The sequence below is a fragment of the Bacillus sp. NPDC057893 genome, assembly GCF_042796455.1.
Classification (GTDB): domain Bacteria; phylum Bacillota; class Bacilli; order Bacillales; family Bacillaceae_G; genus Bacillus_A.
Genome location: NZ_JBHVNG010000001.1, coordinates 754282 through 772959, shown reverse-complemented (window position 1 = coordinate 772959; position 18678 = coordinate 754282). Strand labels below are relative to the sequence as shown.

Sequence of the window (18678 nt, the reverse complement as noted above, 5' to 3'; positions counted from 1 at the left end):
AGAGCAACTGTACATAGAAAGGAGATAGCAACATGATTAAAATGTTTGTAAGTGATATTGACGGTACAATGATGCAACATGGAGGTCTAATTGATGAACAAGATATTGTAGCACTTCGCAGTCTTGCTGAGCAAAATGTTATTCTTTGTTTCGCTTCCGGGCGACTTGATAATGAAATCGCAGACTTAATGAAGGCTGTAAATACAAATTTCCATCGCATTAGTGTGAACGGTGTTTTCGTATATACACAAGAAAATAAACAACTATTATCTGCAACATTCGATTCCAGTATTCTACCTGATTTGTTAGCAATGACAAATGAAGACCCTTATTTCCGTTATGTAAGTGATGAGCATAATTACTATATTGAAGAAAAGACACCTTTTATTCATGAACTCGAAAAACAAATAACAATGACTTCTGTTGAAGAACCAAATTTATTACAGAAAATCGATGATACAATTTTTCCAAATAAAATTTCTATCGGTGGAACAAAGGAAAACTTACAACTCCTTCAAAAAAAGATTGATGAAAAATTCCGTGGAAAAGTTAGTACTTTCATTTCAGCTGAACAATGTTTAGATGTAATGCCACCAAATATTAGTAAAGGTTCTGCTATTTCTGTTTTATTACAAGAGTTTCAAATACAACCAGAGGAGGTTGCGTGCATAGGGGATTCTTACAATGATATTCCAATGTTTTCTTTAACTCCTCATAGTTTTGCTATGTCTCAAGCTGATGACGCGGTAAAAGAGCACGCTCACTATGTAGTAGATACTGTCAAAGATGCCGTTAACCAAGTGCTTGTTTATAATGAAGAAGCAAATAAAAATACGACTCGATCCTTATAAGGATGAGTCGTATTTTTATTTCTTTACATGTTGAAAACATCAAAGTTCACTGTACTTCACAAACTGAAATATATTACTTGTTACGTGCGATGTTCGTAATAAATTTGTAACGATCCCCACGATAAATACATTTCACATACTCTAACGGTAACTCACCTTCTGAATATGACCATTGACGCATTACAAGTACAGGCGCCTTTTTAGGAATATGCAGATGTTCAGCTTCATTATCCGTTGCAATTGAAGCTTCAATTGATTGAGTAGCGCGAACAAGCTTAAAGCCCAGTTTTTTCTCTAAATGTTCATATAAAGATTGTTGCAATATTTCTTCGTTAATATCTTTCACAAGAGTTGGCGACAAATATGTCGTCTCAAATGCAATCGGTTCGTCATCAGCTAAGCGCGTACGCCTCACTTCATAAACCGATTCCCCCTCTTGTATTCTCAGCCGGTCTGCTATTTTAGCAGTAGCTGGAACTAGGCGGAAACTTAATAACTGGCTGCTCGGTTTCATACCACGAGAAATCATATCTTCTGTGAATCCCATCATTCCTTGCAACTTTTGCTCCACTTTCGGAAGTTGGACGAACGTTCCAATCCCACGTTTCCGGTATAAATAACCTTGTTCCACTAAGTTATTAATCGCCTGTCTGATTGTCATACGACTCACTTCGAACTTATCACAAAGTTCATTCTCAGATGGAATTTTATCTCCCGGCTTCCATTCGCCTTCCTCAATTAGCTGTTTCACCCACTCTTGAATCTGATAATAGATCGGAAATGGTGAATACTTGTCGATGTTCATCAGCAATCGCCTCACTGCATAAAGATAGAGCTTCTGGATCTGCGATTACGGTTACATTCGGATGACGTTGTAGAACTGTAGCAGGACACGCCTCACTATATTCACCTTGCAATAATTCTTTAATAGCTTCTGCCTTTTTAGATCCCATAGCAACAAGTAGAATTTGTTTTGCTTTCATAATACTTCCAATTCCCATTGTAATCGCATGAGTCGGCACATCTTCTTCATTTTCAAAGAAGCGAAGGTTTGCTTGGCGCGTAGATTCTGTTAATTCTACAATGTTAGTTGGAGAATTAAATGGTGTTCCTGGCTCATTAAATCCGATGTGACCGTTTTCACCGATTCCAAGAATCTGTAAGTCAACTGGGTTAGCTACTAGAATGCCTTCATAACGCTTGCACTCTTCCTCTAAATCACTTGCCATCCCATTCGGTACATAAGTTTGTTTAAATGGAAGATGATCAAACAACTGTTCTTGCATGAAATAATGATAGCTGTTTTTATCTTCGTGTGGTAAATTTACGTACTCATCTAAGTTTACAGTGGTTGCATGACTTGTATCAAGTTTATTTTTTCGCATTTCTGCATAAATACCTAATGGAGAGCTTCCTGTAGCCATTCCTAAAGTTGGATTTTCTTTTGATTTTACAACCTCTTTAATTAACTTATAACCTGCTTCTGCTAATTCCTCTGGAGTTTTTACAACAAGAATATTCATCTAATTACTTCCCTTCCTTCATATGAATTCCTAAACGAACCGTATCATATACATGTAATTCTTCAGTCATAACAACAAAGTCTGCATCTTTACCCGCCGCTAACGCGCCTTTATTATTTAATCCAAACTCTTCTGCTTGGTTAACTGATGTCATCAACACTGCATCCTCGATTGAACATCCTGTAAATTCAATTACATTTCGGAAAGCTTGATCCATTTTCAAAATACTACCAGCTAACGTTCCATCTTCTAATCGGGCACTGCCATCTTTTACATGTACTGGCTGTCCGCCAAGTTCATATAATCCTTCTTCAAGACCTTTTGCACGCATTGCATCTGTAATGACACTTACTTTTTTCGGCCCTTTTAATTTATACGCTAATTTCACCATATCAGGGTGAATGTGAATACCATCTGTAATTACTTCAACCATTACATCCGGATTTAATAACACATGACCAACAACTCCTGGTTCACGATGATGTAATCCACGCATTTGGTTGTATAAATGTGTTGCATGTGTAATTTTTCTATTTTTCAGTTGTGCATCAATCGCATCTGTATGCCCCATTGTGCCAACAACACCTGTTTCAGCAAGATACTGTTCAAACTCTAACGCACCTTCTTCTTCCGGTGCATATGTTACTAATTTAATTAGATTACCGCTTGCTTCCTGCCATTGTTTAAATTGCTCGATACTCGCAGGAACAATATGTTCAAGTGGTTGTGCACCCGCACGTTTTTTTGAAACATATGGTCCTTCTAAGTGAATATATTCGAAATGTGCTCCTTTATTTTTCGCTTCCTTCGCAGCACTTAGCGCCGCTTCAATCGCTTCTGGAGCTTGTGTCATTGTTGTTGGGAAGTAAGTTGTAACTCCTTCTTTTAACATTTCTTTACCAAGAGTTACTAATCCATCGCTATTTGCATCCATCGCATCAATATCGTATCCACCATGAATATGAACATCAATCATACCTGGAATCACAATCTTTCCTGCCGCATCTAACACAGTTTCATTTTCTTGTGATACATATTGAGCCATCAAACCAATTTCTTTAACTGTTTCTGCGTAACGAATAAATCCGTTTCCCACTACTTCTTTACCTGTATAAATTTTGGCATTGATGACAACTTGCGTTTTCATTTTCATCGATCCTTTCCCATGAAATACCTACTTATTATTATTACCTTATTCGCCTAATTCCATCTTAATATACACACAAGTAGTTGTCTATACATTCTAATGAAATTTCCTCTTCGTTCAGTGAAAAAAGGAAATTGATTTCTTTTTCATTATAATATATATTATCCATTTTTTCCAAAATGGATAATACCCTCTTATATAATTAGTTACTTAAGTAATGGCATAAGACCGCTTGCCCCCATAGTAATATGTTCACCATCTGTTTCTATTTCTACAGTTCGCTTGTTTGTTCCATATATCATTATACCACGCTGTTTTAATCGTCTTACTACACTTTGATGAGGATGCCCATACGGATTTCTACTCCCGTACGAAAGAATAGCGAATTGTGGATCTACTTTTTTTAAGAATGTTTCACTCGTTGAAGTATACGAGCCATGATGCCCAACTTTTAATACATCTGCATGTACATCAAATTGCTTTAATATTTCATTTTCCGTCCGTATATCAGCATCACCCATTAATAAAAAGTCCGCTTTACCATATCGAATCTTTAACACAATTGAGGACTCGTTATTCTCGTCTTTTGATTTACCATTGTTCAATACTTGTATAGAAACATGTGGATCTAGCGGTATGTATTGTCCTTCCTTCACTGAAATGAAAGGAATGCCCCTTTTTTTAATGTTATTCCGATACGTATGATAAGTAAATGAACTATATGTTTTCCCACTATCTAATACGAGTGAAACTGGCATTTGTTCTACAATTGGAATAAGCCCCCCTATATGGTCCATATCAGGATGAGTACTTACAATCACATCTAAATGATTAATTCCTTTTTCAATTAGTTTTTGAATAATAACCTCTCCCGCTTCATAAGGGCCCCCATCTATTAACATCGTTTGACCATTTGGCAATGTAATAAGTGTCGCATCACCTTGTCCAACTTTTAAAAAACTCACTTTCATTTTACCGAAATGTTGCCGCTGCATATGTATAGAAGACGTAGTATGAATAGACATCATATATCTTTTAGCCGATGCGCTGTTTAACGAAAAACATAATAAAACAGAAACCAACAATAGAATACTCCGTACACCCTTCATAGCTCGTCTCCTTTTTTCATTTAGTATGGCACGCTCTGTAATTGATATACAAAAAAAGCTTAGCAAAATGCTAAGCTTTTATTTTGATAATTCCTGTAAAGAACCAAAGAATAAATCTGCTTCATTCATTTGTTCATTTTCTTCCGAAAGAGGTGGTAAATCATCTAATGTTTTCAATCCAAACGTATCTAAAAACTCTTTCGTCGTTCCGTATAAAATAGGGCGCCCCGGTCCTTCCGCTCTTCCCGTTTCTTTTATAAGTAAGTGTGAAACTAACGTTTGTAATGCCTTGTCTGTTTTCACTCCTCGAATCTCTTCCATTTCTGTCCTTGTAATCGGTTGACGGTACGCAACGATTGCCAACGTTTCAAGAGCTGCTTGAGACAGTGACGCCGTTGTTGGGGTATCTATTAATTTTTGATAGTATGCAGCATGTTCTTTCTTTGTTGCAAAACGAAACATTTTTGCATATTGCACAATTTGCAGACCGCGATTCGATCCTTCACATTCTTTTTGCATTTCCTCTATACTGTTTATTACTTCTTCCACTTCAACTTCCAGAACTTTAGCTATCTGTTCCGGATAAATCCCTTCGTCACCTGCAACAAATAAAAGCCCTTCAATAATCGCTTTTTGTTCTTTTCTATCCATTTTACGAACTCCTTCCTCCTAGTTCCCATAAAAAATACACATAAAAAAACCGAATCACAGTAAATGCGTTCGGTTCAATATTTCTTCTCTCGTTCCAAACGATACATTAAAACCTAACATAAGATAAAATATTTCTATCCCATCTTCACATGCTGGCTCTATACAGATTTATTAGAGCTTGATACGAAAATTTCATCAAAATTATGTTCTTGCTCAATTATGATTTGTTGATTTTTCATTAGCTCAAGAACCGCTAAAAATGTTACAACCATTATTTCACGTTCTTCATCAGCAAACAAATCATAAAAACTTTGACGACCGCCTCTTACTTCTAACTGTTGTAGAATATCAGTCATTCGCTGTGCAATCGGTATTTCTTGGCGAGTAATTCGCGTTGTTACGGGGGTCTTTGCTTTTTTACGACGCATTAGCTTTTGAAATGCCGCTAACATATCATATAACGTAACATCAAGAGGTAAGCTTGTCTCCTCTTCTTGCTGAAATGATGTAAAATCAATTGGCGGACGTGTATATAGCTGTGCTCTTTCTTGTTCTCTTTCTTTTAACTCAGTAGCAACTTGCTTATATTTCTTATATTCAATTAACCTCTCCATCAATTCTTGACGAGGGTCATCTATAAAGTCTTCACCGTTATCAGGTACATCTTCTTCTTGTTTCGGTAACAACATTTTACTTTTAATTTGTAATAACGTTGCAGCCATTACTAAATACTCGCTGGCAACATCTAATTGTAATTCTTTCATCGTATGGACATAAGATAGATATTGCTCTGTAATTTCCGCTACAGGAATATTATATATATCGATTTCGTAACGATGTATTAAGTGTAACAATAGATCTAAAGGCCCTTCAAAAGCCTCTACTTTAAAATTATACTGCACAAAGCATCCCACCACATTTTTTCTATAACACCATAAGTATAGAGCATACTCATGTTCTATCCAACCTTTTTAAGAAATTTAATTAAAAATAGACCTATGCCCATGTCATAATGCCCACCGCTTCATATGATAACAATGTAGTAAGAACAATGTAGGAGGTCAAAAAACTATGGGTCACGTTGATTGTGGTTTTAGCGGTGGGTTCGCATTACTTGTTGTACTGTTCATTTTACTAATCATTGTAGGAGCAGCTTGCTTCTGCTAATATGAAGCAATAAAGCGACTAGGGATACTTCCCTAGTCGCTTATTGTTAATATTTCTATGATAAACTGTACATATAACCGTTAGACAGGAGCGAAAAAAATGTATCCTACCGAGTACATACAATTTTTAATTCATTTTCACGGAGACTGTGATTATTTTGAATGCCATGAAATATTAGAAGAGTATTGGAAATTAAAACCTAGAGGAGAACGCGACACTTACTTAGTCGGTCTCATTCAAATTGCTGTTTCCTTATACCATCACAGACGATCCAACTGGAATGGTGCAGAGAAGATGATAAAAAGCGCAATAGCACTTTTAGAAAAGAACAGTTCGCCGTTACATCAATTAGGAATAGATCATAAACAACTTATATTCTTATTAAATGAAAGATTACAATCTATCCACAAAAAGGAATTTTTCGCGCCGTTATTTTTACCATTATTAGACGCATCGTTAGAAAAACAATGCATACAGTTATGTAAGAAACAAAACCTCTCTTGGAAAGATGTGAATTTCATTCCTGGTGAATACATCATAAATAAGCACACATTGCGTGATCGAACAGAAGTCATTTCTGAACGACACGAACAACTACAAAAAAGAAAGCAGAGATAATAAACTACTTATCCCTGCTTTCATGAATGTATATTTTGTTCAAGCTCTTTACACTTTTTGCAAAAACTTGCTGTTTGCTCATTTCCGCAAATTGTAAACTCAAGAAATTTACTCTTAAGCTCTTGAACCATCTTCGTCCCAATCCCCATATGACGGTGAGACGGATTCACGCTCAAATGCTGAATTTCCAATACCTGATCTTCTTTTTTTATAATCCCCATTATCCCAACAAAATCTTCATTTTGTTTCCACAAATACAATTGCCAATCCTCTTTCGCTTCATACTCTTTCATTGTCAATTGTAATGTTTTTACATCTTTTTCAGTTGGCATAAATGAAAGAAGCCCCATTGCAATTTTTTCATAACTTTTTTTAAAACGAATTAACATAACCCTTATCCCTTCTTACAAAAGTTACAAACTATTTATCCCATCAATCACTCTTTTCATATCACATTCATTCTACAATATTTTTACCAGAGTGAGAAGAGGCTGAAACAACTTGATAATCATACAAAGCGTTAAGAAGAAAGTCAAATATATGTTTCCACGCTATTTCTTTCTATTACACCGCTCAAAAAAAAGACAATACTATACAGGAACTACAAGGAAAATCCCTTTCTCATCACATTTCACTTATTAACCACTTTTGAACAAAGTAGTTCTACCAAAAGCAATATGTTAAGAGAAATACATTTATTGAAGCATATAATTTGTACTCCATCCTATGTATTTTGTTAAAAGTGTGTTCTCATGAAACATATAATTTAACGTTAGTAGCCGTCCTATTTGTGTCATATACTTTAAAATATATACCAATTCCTGTTTATAGGAAATAAAAAAAGAGAGCAAAATCGCTCTCTTCTTCTCATAACTTATTCTTCCCAAACTTTAACTTCTTTCATTACATCGCCTTGACGCATGTTTAATACCGTTTCAATACCGCTTGTTGCTTTACCGAATACAGTATGTACGCCATCTAAATGCGGTTGTGGCTCATGAACAACAAAGAATTGGCTACCACCTGTATTACGACCAGCATGTGCCATAGAAAGTGATCCAACAAGGTGTCTACGAGGATTTCCATCAGTCTCACATGGAATAGAGTAACCTGGGCCACCTGCACCTGTTCCTGTTGGGTCTCCACCTTGGCTTACGAAGCCAGGAATAACGCGGTGGAATGTCACACCGTCATAAAATCCTTGCTCTGCTAATTTCTTAAAGTTTTCTACTGTTTTTGGTGCCTCTTCTGGGTAAAATTCTAAATCGATTTTTTCGCCATTTTCCATTAATATGTATCCTAAAGTTTTCATATGTATATGTCTCCTTTCAACTATCTCAGCACTATATTACCATATTCATGACGAGAAACAAAAAGAATCCGACAATCTGCATACTTCTTTTTCGAAATGCGGAAAATGCTAGGTGACAAATTTTAAAAATATACTATAATAACTGTGTTGCCCGAAAATTTCAGAAAGAGAAAGGGAGCGATTTTTCGTGAAAGCGAAATTACTAGCTCTGCTATTAGCTGTAGCCGTATTTATTATGCCAACAGCTTCATTTGCAGACATCATTGAGGGAGAATCAATTGTTACACTAGGAGAAAACTTATCTGAACAACAAAAACAAGAGCTGTTAAAAGAAATGAAAGCACCAAAAGATGCTACAATCATCACTGTGTCTAATGCGGAAGAACATAAATTTCTAGAAGGAATTGTTCCAAAAGCACAAATTGGTACAAGAGCAATTTCCTCTTCTATGATTACATACACAAAACCAGGATCAGGTCTCATTGTACGCTCAAAAAACATTAATTCGATAACAGATGCAATGTACACAAATGCACTTATTACAGCAGGTGTGAAAGATGCAGAGATTCAAATTACTGCACCATTTAAAGTTTCCGGAACTGCTGCTTTAACAGGTTTAATGAAGGCCTATGAAACAACATCGAACAAAGAAATTCCAGAAGATGTTAAAAAAGTAGCCAATGAAGAAATGGTACAAACAGCAAAACTTGGTGATAAAATCGGTGAAGACAAAGCAGTTCAACTTGTTGCAAAAATTAAAGAAGAAATTGCAAAAGAACAGCCAAAAACAACTGAAGATTTACGTTCATTAATTAAAAAAATTGCTGATCAACTTGGCATTACATTAACAGATGAACAGTTGGATAACTTAGTATCGTTATTTGATAAAATGAAAAATCTTAATATCGATTGGAACCAAGTTGGTAGTCAATTAGATAAAGCAAAAGACCATGTGTCTGCCTTCTTAGGATCTGAAGAAGGACAAAGTTTCCTAGATAAAGTAAAAGATTTCTTCTCTAGTATCATTGATTTCGTTAAATCTTTATTCAAGTAAAAAAGAAGCTCGCCAGTGACGAGCTTCTTTTTTATACAAGTAACGGTAATTTCATAATAGCTTCTTCAACCGAACGAACAACATGATTTGCTTTCTCCTTCACATACGGATGAGCATGATGGAGGGTGAAGGAGTGCGGGGTTACTTCAAACATAGAAATATCATTGAAAGAATCTCCAATACATGCAACTTCATTTGCTTCAATTTGTAAATGTTCCATTAATCGCTTCAGAGCGCTTCCTTTACTTACACCTCTTGGCATAATGTCAACATAGCGCTTACCCGATATAAAAACTTCTGCTTCGCTATGAAATGTATCTCGCAACTCTTGATCTAATGCTACAATTTTTTCTTCTTCTCCAAAAACAAATAATTTCGCAGGATGTACAGTCTTCCCAAATTCCTCTTCTAGTTCTTCGATTTCAGCAATATGCACTCCCATATACTCTTCAAAATTATGATGATGTTCATTCTTCCTTTTTGTATATCGCTGCTCATTTGCACAAACAATATCTGCTAGTCCCTTTTTATGTATATATCGATATATTTCCTGGGCAACCCCATCTTCAAAACTCGATTCATGAAATACTTTTCCATCCGGTAGTATCATTGTCGCTCCATTTAAACTAGTTGTGTAATACGGGAACGAAAACCTTTTTACCGCCTCATCAATTCGGTGAGTAAAACGGCCAGAGGCAAAACAAATATTTGTCCCTTTTTCAGCTAGCCAACAAAGCGCTCGTTCATCTTCTTTTTGCATATGATTCACATTGTAAACGAGCGTATCATCTAAATCACTTACAAATAGTTTAATCATGTCCTCTTCCCCTTTCATACACAATATCTACTCTAATTGTACAAAAAAAATGTTTGATTTTTGTTAAAAAACAATAAATTTTCAATAAAAAATAAGCGGAGCATAATCCCGCTTATTTTTGTCTTCGCACATTTTGAGGTCTTACAATACTTGGCCGAACCTTTAAACTAGACATAGTTGGACGAAGTAAAATTTTCGTTAACGCGCCCCAATCAAACGGTAAAAACGGCCATAAATACGGTGTTTGCAAGCTTCTTATAGATGTTAAAAATAGAATCAACATCGTCATTCCAATGACAAATCCCATTTCATGAAATATGCCTGTTAAAATAATAACAAACAATTTTCCTACCTTATTTCCAAGTCCAAGTTCATAACTCGGCGTTGCAAATGATCCAATCATAGAAACCGCTACATACAAAATAACTTCTGGTACAAATAAACCTACATCAATTGCAATTTGACCAATTAATATGGCAGAAATTAATCCTGCTGCAGACGACAATGATGTCGGTGTATGGATGGCAGCCATTCTTAAAAATTCGAGTCCGACTTCCGCCATCAAAATTTGTAATAAAATTGGTAAGTGCGTCATCTTGTTTGGTCCAATGAAAGCAAGACTATCCGGTAAAAGAGTTGGATTAAAAACAAAAACTAACCAAAATGGCAGTAAGAACAGCGAAAATATAACACCTAAAAAACGTACCCAACGTAAAAATGTACCTACAGCTGGATTTTGTCTAAACTCTTCTGCATGCTGTAAATGGTGGAAATATGTTGTTGGAGTGATCATAACACTTGGTGATGTGTCAACAAGTACTAACACATGTCCTTCTAATAGATGATTTGCTGCTACATCTGGTCTTTCTGTGTATCGAATAAGCGGGAATGGATTGTAACCTTGTTTAACTACAAATTCTTCTACTGTTTTATCCGCCATCGTAATCCCGTCTACATCAATGTTATTTAATTCTTGTTTTATAATCTTTACTAAATCTGGATTTGCAACATCTTGAACGTATGTAATACAAATATCCGTTTGCGATCTATCTCCGACTCGAATCATTTCATTTCGAAGACGTGGATCGCGTATCCTTCTACGAATTAATGCTGTATTTACAACGATATTTTCAACAAAACCATCCCTTGCACCGCGCACTACCTTTTCTGTATCTGGTTCTGTCGGTGTCCTGCCCGGATAACTACGAACATCTATTGCAAACGCTTCCGTTTCGCCTTCCACAAATATAATAATGAGTCCTGATAATACTTGGAGCATTACCTCATCCATCGTTTTCACTTTACTTACTTGTTGATGAATTAAACGATTCTCTAAAAGCTTCACTGTATCTTCTTCTACATCCCTTATTTCATTTGTATCCACCGCTTCTTCTAAAATAGGGATAATATAATTCGTATCACAAAGTCCATTTACAAATAACACACCAATTTCTTTATTTAAAATTTGAAATTTACGAATACCAACATCGTATGTAACACCGAGCCCGACTGTTTGCTTTAAGTAGTTTTCATTATCACTTAAAAAAGATGAAATCGGGATATTCACTTTTTTAGGCTTCGTCATAAAACCCACTCCTTTCCAAAATTAATTGAATCGCTTTTCTAGTAATAGGTGATCCTCTCTCCCATTCATCATTTCCGCACATCTTGCCAATATCACCGACCCCCACTATGACAGGAACATTCAGACCATCTAAACAATAAATCGTATCCCCACTAATCCTGCCAATTTCACCATCTGAGAGTCCAAATTTATCAACGCCATATTCTGTCAAATCTCCATTCCGATCTACACTTACATCTACACGCGCCCATTCCCAATGATGTGTATTAGATGCTACTGCTAAAATACCCAGTACATCAACTTGTTTATGTGTTGCGACATACTTTAACGCCTTTTCACCAGATCCTTCTCCTATAAATCCGCTGTCATCAAACATGACAAATACAGGGTCATATGGCGTTTGCATAATAAGCTCAACAACTTTCTTCCCTGTCAATTTGGTCGGATTACTTTGCGATGCTGAAATACACCTTCCCCCAAATTCCTTTGTTAACAACTCAATTGTCCGCTTTGCATATTCATCTCCATCTGTGACCAAAACAACCCTTCGTCTCATTTGATTTATCCTTTCGGTTTACATATAAGTGCAACAAAAAATGAAAATAATATCGCTGCTGAAATCCCCGCAGACGTTAAGCTAAACATACCGATTCCAATTCCTAAATATCCATGTTTTTCTGCCGCATGCATTGCCCCGTGCAATAGTGAGTGTCCAAAACTTGTAATAGGGACCGTTGCCCCAGCACCTGCAAATTTTATAAGCTTATCGTACAATCCGAATCCATCTAAAATAGCTCCGGCGACTACAAAAGTTGCCATTAAATGTGCCGGTGTTAACTTTGCGAAATCTAGCAACACTTGTCCAATTACACAAATAGCTCCTCCTACAAGAAATGCGTATATAAAATCCACCATTCACTCTCCTTTAACACTTTCAAACACAACACCATGCGCAATCGTTGGAATCGTTTCCTTTTGTTGCATCATCATGGGGCTTAATAAAGCTCCAGTTGCAACGACAAAAATTCTTTGTAAATTCCCTTTTTGCATTTCACGCAATAAATGGCCGTATGTTACAACAGCTGAACAAGCACAACCACTGCCCCCTGCAAACACTTCTTCTTGATTTGAATTGTAAATCATTAATCCACAATCATTGTATACATTCCCCAAATCATACCCTTCCTCAAGTAAAAGTTGTTTCGCAATTGGTGTCCCAACAGCTGATAAATCACCAGTAACAATAAGATCATAATCAGCTGCACTTCTTCTCAAATCTTCAAAATGCTGTTGAATTGTATGAGCAGCAGCTGGCGCCATTGCTGATCCCATATCTAAAGGATTAGCAATTCCTAAATCCTGTACTTTGCCGATTGTTGCTGCTGTTATTTTAATTGCACTCTCCTCATTGCTAATTAATATTGACCCTGCTCCGGTAACAGTTGAGTTTGCTGTCCCTGGCTTTTGTCCTCCGTATTCTGTTGGATAACGAAATTGTCTTTCAGCCGTCGCATTATGACTACTTACCGTAGCTAAGACACGATTCGCAAATCCACCATCTATAAAAGCTGATCCAATCGCCAAAGTTTCCATTGACGTCGCACAAGCGCTGAACATCCCTAAAAAAGGAATACCATACTCACGAGCAACGTAATTTGCTGTCACTGTTTGGTTTAATAAATCTCCCGCTAAAAAGAAATCAATTTGTGATGTTTTTATATTTCCTTTTTGCATCGCTTGTTGAATCGAGTCTGACATTAACCTTCGTTCAGCAAGTTCCCAGTTTTCCTCTCCGCAATGTAAGTCAGAATATGAAATATCAAAATCCTTTCCAAGAGGGCCTTCAGCTTCTTTCGGACCGACAGCAGTACCAGTTGCATTCACGAAGATATCATTTTGAAATACCCACGTTTGTTTTCCTGTCAATCTCATACCTATCCCTCCTTTAAGACATTAAAATTTGAAATGTATATCTTATTAACCCGATAACGTATGCACCGACGACTCCAAATACAATGACACTTCCTGCAAGCTTAAACATGTTAGTAGCGATTCCTAGAACAACGCCCTCACTCCTATGTTCTAGCGCGGCACTCGCCATAGAATTCGCAAATCCAGTAACTGGTACTGCTGATCCCGCTCCAGAAAACTGCCCGATTTTATCATATACACCACACCCTGTTAAAATCGCTGATAGTAAAACAAGCGTTGCAACTGTCGGATTTCCTGCCTCTTGCTCACTAAAGTGAAAATAATGTATATAAAATTTCATCAATATTTCTCCGACTGTACAAATGAGCCCACCTACAAGAAATGCCTTCACACAATTTAGCAAATAGTTTGGCTTTGGATGGTACTCCTTCACTTTATTTATGTAATCATCTTTCATTTTTCGCCTTGTCATATATATTGCCTCCTACTTTACGAAATAAATCCAGTGAAACAATGAGCCTATTACTTTTCCAAGTACAAGAGCAACGAGTAAAACAACAATTTTCCCCTCAACCCCGACTCGTTTCGCTAAAATAGGTAAAACATTTAATACTTCTGTTAATGCCGCAGCAAGCATTCCAATGAATGTGCCACAAAATAACCCTAATATTACAAGCCAATATTGCGATGTTTGAAATGTAATGTTTTTCAAACTACACCAAGCCCCAGTTAAAGTACCCGCAATGACAGCCCACTCAAAATATTGAATATGCTTTCCACTTCTCGTTAATTGAGCTAAGCGCGGGATAATACCGAGAACAGCTAAAAAGGCAACATATCCGCTACCTACTGCAATCCCGCCAGCTAAACCAATTAATATAACAAATACACACTCAATCATCAGCAATCTGTTTCGTATTATCCCTATTTTCATGAACGATTACGTATTGATCGAGCGACTGCTGATATTGAAACATCTCAACTTCTAACGGGCTCGGCTCTTCATTAATTCGCTTTTGAAATACATGATTAAAAAATAAAACCATACCTAATCCAAGACCTACTGAATATGGAACTTGAAATAATAGTGGTTGCTCCTTAAACTCTCCAGTAATCATGTAATATAACCGTTGATGTACTTGTTGCATACTTACATCTTCATGAAAATAAATAATTGCGAGTGCTGCTCCAATGAAAAGCAACAACCATACAAGTCCAAAGAAAACCGGATGCACTTTCTTTTTTTCATATATAATTTCAACAAGAGTTTGTCCAGAACCCAGTAAATTAATTTGTACATGAGATGCTTTTTGTTGAATAATCTCAATTACTTTCATGACATCAATTACAACATGCGTCTTATCATGTGCTGTTATGTTGTAAACTATCTCATTTTGTAACGACTCAACTACAAAAGAATCTCCTGCAAGTTGAGCAACATCGCTCAGCTTTACTTCATAAGAAGGAGAAACTTTTAATCGATTTCGCATTTTGAGATATATTGTTTGTTCCAATTTTCATTCACCCCTTCACTCTTCCTCGTAGTTGTAGTATGGTTATTGGAATTTTTTCTAATACAATTTTTTCATAAAAAAAACATCTGTACCGTTTCGGTACAGATGTTTTTTAGCTACGCCTTTTTCTTAAATAAATTTGCAATACTTAATGCAAGTCCTCCCCAAATGACTACCATACCTATAACCATCATCATAATCGCTGATCCGCTCATCATGAAACACCTCGGTCCTTCCATTCTTTTTCAAGCTGGGCAGAGTCTGAATGTATTTGTGCATTCCATTTTTTCAAGCTAATGACTAGCGCAACTATAAGAAACGCTGCCGCTATCGACCAACCATACGTTACAACAAAAAAAGATCGAATAGATGGCTATTCATCTATTCGATCTTTCATCTGTTTTAATATTTTCTTTTCAAGTCTTGAAACTTGTACTTGCGAAATGCCTATGCGCTCCGCTACTTCTGATTGGGTTTGGTCTTTATAATAGCGCAAATACACAATTAGCCGTTCTCGTTCATCCAATTCTCTAATTGCTTCTTTTAAAGCAATTTTATCAAACCATTTCGTTTCCGATTGATCTGCAATTTGATCTAAAATAGTAATTGGATCTCCATCGTTTTCATACACAGTTTCATGTATCGACGAAGGAGCACGACTCGCTTCTTGCGCCAGAACAACTTCTTCCGGCGTTAGTTCAAGAGCCTCTGCTACCTCATTAATCGTTGGAGCCCTTCCAAATTCCTTCGAAAGCTCATCTCTCATCTTTCGGACTTTGTTTCCTGTTTCTTTTAAAGATCTACTTACTTTAATTGATCCATCGTCACGTAAAAATCGTTGTATTTCACCGATAATCATTGGAACTGCATATGTTGAAAATTTCACGTCGAAAGATAAATCAAATTTATCTACCGATTTTAAGAGTCCAATACATCCAATTTGAAATAAATCGTCTGGTTCGTATCCTCGATTAAGAAATCGCTGCACAACCGACCATACGAGACGCATATTACTTTGAACGATTGTATCTCTCGCTTGTTGATCTCCATCTTGACTCTTTTGAATTAACGCTTTTAGCTCGTGGTCCTTTAACTGAGGTTTCTTCTTCTCATTTCTGACCTCTATGTCCATTGGCTATTCTCCTTAATTGCATAGAGCGTTACTATTTGATAAGTATTTTGTCAAATGGATTGTTGTCCCGAAAGATTCGTTTGAAATAACTTCTACTTCATCCATAAAATTTTCCATGATAGTAAATCCCATTCCGGAACGCTCTAATTCAGGTTTAGTTGTAAAAAGGGGTTGTCTTGCTTCATCTAAGTTAAAGATACCAATCCCTTCATCTCGAATCGTGAGTTTCACCATCGCTTCTTCCAAAATCACTGAAATATAAACAACACCTTCTGCATTTCCTTCATACCCATGAATAATTGCATTTGTAACCGCTTCTGACACAACTGTTTTAATCTCTGTTAGTTCTTCCATCGTCGGGTCTAATTGCGCAATAAAAGCAGCTACCGTAACACGAGCGAATGATTCATTCTGACTTAACGCTGAAAATTGAAGGTTCATTTCATTTCTCATCTATGCCACCCCCAACGTCGCGAGCGCATGCGCTTCACTTTCTTCTAAACGAACAATTTTGAATAGACCTGACATTTCAAATAAACGTTTAACAGGCGGTGAAATTGCACAGACAACCATCTCTCCACCTAATCCCTTTACATGTTTATATCGGCCTAATATAACGCCTAAACCTGAACTATCCATAAATGTTAAGTTCTCTAGGCTCAAAACAATATGATGAACACCATGTGTCTCAATCATATCTGTTACTTTCGTTCGCAACTCTTCAGCAGTATGATGATCTAATTCACCCTCTAGCCTCACACATAAGACGTCACGTTTTACTTCTAAATGCATGGAAAGACTCACACGATTTCCTCCTTATGCTCAAACTTTATTCTTTAACATAAGATTTTCGTGATATAAAACAAGAATCCTTCCTACTGACAAAAGAAGAACTATTTCGCCATAAAGTGAAACCTTTCAGCAATTATCCCCGTAAATACGAACAGAAAAGCGGCAAAATTTTCACCGCTATTTTGATGTTGAAAACATCCCAAAGCTTCGTTTAAATAACTCCCACCAGCTAGCTGCATCAACATCTTCTTTCGCTACAATTGTTTGTTTTAATAAAACATCTTTATCTCTTTTAATAACAAGTGTGCCAAGTGCATCACCTTTTTTAATCGGTGCCTTCACTTTCTTTTCAGCAATCACTTCTTGTTTAACTTTGTCCATATTTTCGCCCTTCTTCATAAGAAGAGACACATTGTCTGATGCAACCAAATCTACTTTTTCTTCCTTACCTTTTCCTACTTGTACAGTCTTAATTTTCTCACCACGTGTATACAATTTCTTTGTCATGTATTGTCCAAATGCATAATCAAGAAGCTTCGTTACTTGATTGTTCCGCTCTTTTGATGTAGGTGCTCCCATTACAACTGAAATAACACGCATACCATTTTTCTCAGCCGATGCCGTTAAACAATATTTCGCTTCTGTCGTAAAGCCTGTTTTCACTCCATCTACTCCAGGATAAAAACGTACTAACTTATTCGTATTAACGAGCCAAAACTTCTTATCCGTATTTTCACGTAAATAGTCTTCATATTTACCTGTGTATTTTCGAATAAGTGGATACTTCATCAACTCTTTCGCCATAATAGCCATATCATTCGCTGTAGAATAATGATCTTTGGCCGGGAGACCTGTCGGATTTTGAAAATGGGTATTTTTCAGTCCTAAATCTTTCGCTTTTTTGTTCATCATATTTACGAAGCCTTCTTCTGAACCAGCGATATGCTCAGCTACTGCAACAGATGCATCATTTCCAGATGCAATTGCAATGCCCTTTAACATTTCATTTACAGTCATCTCTTCCCCAGGTTCTAGAAAAATTTGTGATCCGCCCATTGAAGCTGCGTGTTCACTCGCTCTCACTTTATCTGTCAGTTTTAATTTTCCTTTTTCAACTTGTTCCATAATTAAAAGCATTGTCATAATCTTTGTCATACTAGCAGGTGGTAACTTTTCATTCGGATTTTTATCAAATAAAACTTTACCTGTATCTTGCTCAATTACGATCGCTGACGACGCTTGTTCCGCTAACTTCGGCGTGGCTTCTTCTGTTTTCTCCTGCTTCGTTTTCTCAGATTGCGCAAAACTAACTGAAGTACCAGAAAGCAATAACATGAAACAAACAAGTATTCCAAAAACTCGCTTCATGACTAACCCTCCATTCTATATCAAACCTATTTTTCCCAATTTACTCATTTTTAATACCATATTTTTCTATTAATTTCATTTGACAAATAACGTAATTGTCGATATT

At 36.5% G+C, this 18678-nt stretch carries 25 protein-coding genes; 4 read left to right on the top strand and 21 right to left on the bottom strand.

Going from position 1 to position 18678, the window contains the following annotated elements; translation table 11 throughout:
• Window positions 1–32 precede the first annotated feature (32 nt).
• Window positions 33–851 (top strand): Cof-type HAD-IIB family hydrolase, encoded by an 819-nt coding sequence (locus ACFVQC_RS04320; protein WP_002145928.1) that lies wholly within the window; start codon window positions 33–35, stop codon window positions 849–851.
• 73 nt (window positions 852–924) lie between these two features.
• Here the strand turns inward: ACFVQC_RS04320 and ACFVQC_RS04315 are convergent, their stop codons facing one another.
• The 6 genes from ACFVQC_RS04315 to ACFVQC_RS04290 all read right to left on the bottom strand — a co-directional run bounded on the left by ACFVQC_RS04315 (window position 925) and on the right by ACFVQC_RS04290 (window position 6183).
• Entirely contained in the window at window positions 925–1656 is a 732-nt protein-coding gene (locus tag ACFVQC_RS04315; RefSeq protein WP_080019115.1) for a GntR family transcriptional regulator, read from the bottom strand.
• Window positions 1586–2374, bottom strand: coding sequence for a glucosamine-6-phosphate deaminase (nagB, locus tag ACFVQC_RS04310; protein WP_002033913.1), 789 nt, complete (start codon window positions 2372–2374; stop codon window positions 1586–1588). The genes ACFVQC_RS04315 and nagB overlap by 71 nt, the downstream gene beginning before the upstream one ends.
• 4 nt (window positions 2375–2378) lie before the next feature.
• Window positions 2379–3521 carry an N-acetylglucosamine-6-phosphate deacetylase gene (gene nagA, locus ACFVQC_RS04305; protein ID WP_002145926.1) on the bottom strand — a complete coding sequence of 381 codons (1143 nt, stop codon included), beginning with the start codon at window positions 3519–3521 and terminating at the stop codon, window positions 2379–2381.
• Between the two features lie 206 nt (window positions 3522–3727).
• Window positions 3728–4630: a ComEC/Rec2 family competence protein gene (locus ACFVQC_RS04300; RefSeq protein WP_002145925.1), complete on the bottom strand. Its 903-nt coding sequence runs from the start codon at window positions 4628–4630 to the stop codon at window positions 3728–3730.
• A gap of 78 nt (window positions 4631–4708) precedes the next feature.
• A complete protein-coding gene (gene scpB / locus ACFVQC_RS04295) occupies window positions 4709–5281 on the bottom strand; it encodes an SMC-Scp complex subunit ScpB (RefSeq protein WP_002145924.1) in 573 nt (190 codons plus the stop codon).
• A gap of 158 nt (window positions 5282–5439) precedes the next feature.
• Entirely contained in the window at window positions 5440–6183 is a 744-nt protein-coding gene (locus ACFVQC_RS04290) for a segregation/condensation protein A (protein ID WP_002145923.1), read from the bottom strand.
• Window positions 6184–6352: 169 nt separating this feature from the next.
• Between ACFVQC_RS04290 and ACFVQC_RS04285 the strand changes: the two genes are divergently transcribed.
• Together ACFVQC_RS04285 and ACFVQC_RS04280 are read left to right on the top strand one after the other, a co-directional pair.
• Window positions 6353–6448: a YjcZ family sporulation protein gene (locus ACFVQC_RS04285; protein ID WP_000510194.1), complete on the top strand. Its 96-nt coding sequence runs from the start codon at window positions 6353–6355 to the stop codon at window positions 6446–6448.
• 99 nt (window positions 6449–6547) lie between these two features.
• On the top strand, window positions 6548–7066 hold the full coding sequence (locus tag ACFVQC_RS04280) for a DUF309 domain-containing protein (protein ID WP_377890280.1): 519 nt from the start codon (window positions 6548–6550) through the stop codon (window positions 7064–7066).
• Window positions 7067–7086: 20 nt separating this feature from the next.
• Here the strand turns inward: ACFVQC_RS04280 and ribT are convergent, their stop codons facing one another.
• Window positions 7087–7455: a GNAT family N-acetyltransferase RibT gene (gene ribT, locus ACFVQC_RS04275; protein WP_000908403.1), complete on the bottom strand. Its 369-nt coding sequence runs from the start codon at window positions 7453–7455 to the stop codon at window positions 7087–7089.
• 485 nt (window positions 7456–7940) lie between these two features.
• Window positions 7941–8378: a peptidylprolyl isomerase gene (locus ACFVQC_RS04270; RefSeq protein WP_002160618.1), complete on the bottom strand. Its 438-nt coding sequence runs from the start codon at window positions 8376–8378 to the stop codon at window positions 7941–7943.
• A 187-nt stretch (window positions 8379–8565) separates the two neighbouring features.
• Between ACFVQC_RS04270 and ACFVQC_RS04265 the strand changes: the two genes are divergently transcribed.
• A complete protein-coding gene (locus ACFVQC_RS04265) occupies window positions 8566–9432 on the top strand; it encodes a DUF1002 domain-containing protein (protein WP_078172871.1) in 867 nt (288 codons plus the stop codon).
• A 31-nt stretch (window positions 9433–9463) separates the two neighbouring features.
• On the opposite strand, the gene ACFVQC_RS04260 is transcribed toward ACFVQC_RS04265, so the two are convergent.
• The 13 genes from ACFVQC_RS04260 to dacF all read right to left on the bottom strand — a co-directional run bounded on the left by ACFVQC_RS04260 (window position 9464) and on the right by dacF (window position 18572).
• Window positions 9464–10267: a Cof-type HAD-IIB family hydrolase gene (locus ACFVQC_RS04260; RefSeq protein WP_377890283.1), complete on the bottom strand. Its 804-nt coding sequence runs from the start codon at window positions 10265–10267 to the stop codon at window positions 9464–9466.
• A 94-nt stretch (window positions 10268–10361) separates the two neighbouring features.
• Entirely contained in the window at window positions 10362–11834 is a 1473-nt protein-coding gene (gene spoVAF / locus ACFVQC_RS04255; protein WP_264539105.1) for a spore germination protein SpoVAF, read from the bottom strand.
• Entirely contained in the window at window positions 11821–12390 is a 570-nt protein-coding gene (gene spoVAEA, locus ACFVQC_RS04250; RefSeq protein WP_377897482.1) for a stage V sporulation protein SpoVABEA, read from the bottom strand. The genes spoVAF and spoVAEA overlap by 14 nt, the downstream gene beginning before the upstream one ends.
• A 5-nt stretch (window positions 12391–12395) precedes the next feature.
• Entirely contained in the window at window positions 12396–12746 is a 351-nt protein-coding gene (gene spoVAE / locus ACFVQC_RS04245) for a stage V sporulation protein AE (protein ID WP_002014916.1), read from the bottom strand.
• 3 nt (window positions 12747–12749) lie between these two features.
• The gene (gene spoVAD / locus ACFVQC_RS04240) at window positions 12750–13766 is read right to left on the bottom strand and encodes a stage V sporulation protein AD (protein ID WP_377890287.1); all 1017 of its coding nucleotides are present in this window, start codon (window positions 13764–13766) and stop codon (window positions 12750–12752) included.
• Window positions 13767–13779: 13 nt separating this feature from the next.
• Entirely contained in the window at window positions 13780–14238 is a 459-nt protein-coding gene (gene spoVAC, locus ACFVQC_RS04235; RefSeq protein WP_377897481.1) for a stage V sporulation protein AC, read from the bottom strand.
• Between the two features lie 12 nt (window positions 14239–14250).
• Complete coding sequence (gene spoVAB / locus ACFVQC_RS04230; RefSeq protein ID WP_377890291.1) at window positions 14251–14667, bottom strand: stage V sporulation protein SpoVAB; 417 nt, start codon at window positions 14665–14667, stop codon at window positions 14251–14253.
• On the bottom strand, window positions 14660–15280 hold the full coding sequence (locus ACFVQC_RS04225) for a stage V sporulation protein AA (protein ID WP_377890293.1): 621 nt from the start codon (window positions 15278–15280) through the stop codon (window positions 14660–14662). Before ACFVQC_RS04225 ends, spoVAB begins: the two co-directional genes overlap by 8 nt.
• A gap of 116 nt (window positions 15281–15396) precedes the next feature.
• Window positions 15397–15495, bottom strand: a complete 99-nt coding sequence (locus ACFVQC_RS04220; protein WP_000016829.1) for a methionine/alanine import family NSS transporter small subunit — start codon at window positions 15493–15495, stop codon at window positions 15397–15399.
• Window positions 15496–15653: 158 nt separating this feature from the next.
• Complete coding sequence (gene sigF / locus ACFVQC_RS04215) at window positions 15654–16412, bottom strand: RNA polymerase sporulation sigma factor SigF (RefSeq protein ID WP_002122210.1); 759 nt, start codon at window positions 16410–16412, stop codon at window positions 15654–15656.
• Between the two features lie 12 nt (window positions 16413–16424).
• Window positions 16425–16865, bottom strand: coding sequence for an anti-sigma F factor (gene spoIIAB / locus ACFVQC_RS04210; protein ID WP_001243400.1), 441 nt, complete (start codon window positions 16863–16865; stop codon window positions 16425–16427).
• The gene (gene spoIIAA, locus ACFVQC_RS04205) at window positions 16866–17216 is read right to left on the bottom strand and encodes an anti-sigma F factor antagonist (RefSeq protein WP_002088460.1); all 351 of its coding nucleotides are present in this window, start codon (window positions 17214–17216) and stop codon (window positions 16866–16868) included.
• A gap of 165 nt (window positions 17217–17381) precedes the next feature.
• Window positions 17382–18572 carry a serine-type D-Ala-D-Ala carboxypeptidase DacF gene (gene dacF / locus ACFVQC_RS04200; RefSeq protein ID WP_078172866.1) on the bottom strand — a complete coding sequence of 397 codons (1191 nt, stop codon included), beginning with the start codon at window positions 18570–18572 and terminating at the stop codon, window positions 17382–17384.
• Window positions 18573–18678 lie beyond the last annotated feature (106 nt).